This is a genomic window from Neisseria sp. P0021.S007, from assembly GCF_051956855.1.
The window spans coordinates 1-430 of record NZ_JBQCXA010001837.1 but is presented as its reverse complement, the minus strand read 5'-3'; the positions used below and the strand labels follow the sequence as shown (position 1 = coordinate 430).

The window sequence follows — 430 nt, the reverse complement described above, 5'->3', positions numbered from 1 at the left end:
AATCAAAATATCATGCGATTCTATCAAAACCCGTCCGGATATTCTATCCGCGCAAACCGCGTTACAATAAAGCCTCTTTTTTCAGACGGCCTTTCATCATGACCTGCCTTGCTTGGAACACCACACCCACCCTTGCTACCCTTTGCCGCGCCATCGAACAACATACCGCGCCGCTTTATTTGATTGTCTGCCTGCCTGAAAACAATATTCCCGATTTTCCGCTGTCCAATCATCCCTCCGAGCTTGAAGGCCGTCTAAACAACCGTCTCGCTCAAGCCATGAAATGCCTTCAGTTCAACAGCGTTAATGTTTTGGAAAACCTATTGCCTAATGTGCATCTCTGGATGGTTCCTCCACACCGTGCCGACCGCTTACACGAACATTTCCATCATATCGAATGGCAAACCGAAGCCATCCCCCAAGTACGCCC

1 pseudogene is annotated in these 430 nt (G+C 48.8%); it reads left to right on the top strand.

The window, feature by feature from the left end:
- Positions 1 to 98: 98 nt before the first annotated feature.
- A pseudogene (locus tag ACTHUR_RS21720) lies at positions 99 to 430 on the top strand (FAD-dependent 5-carboxymethylaminomethyl-2-thiouridine(34) oxidoreductase MnmC); the annotation flags it as partial.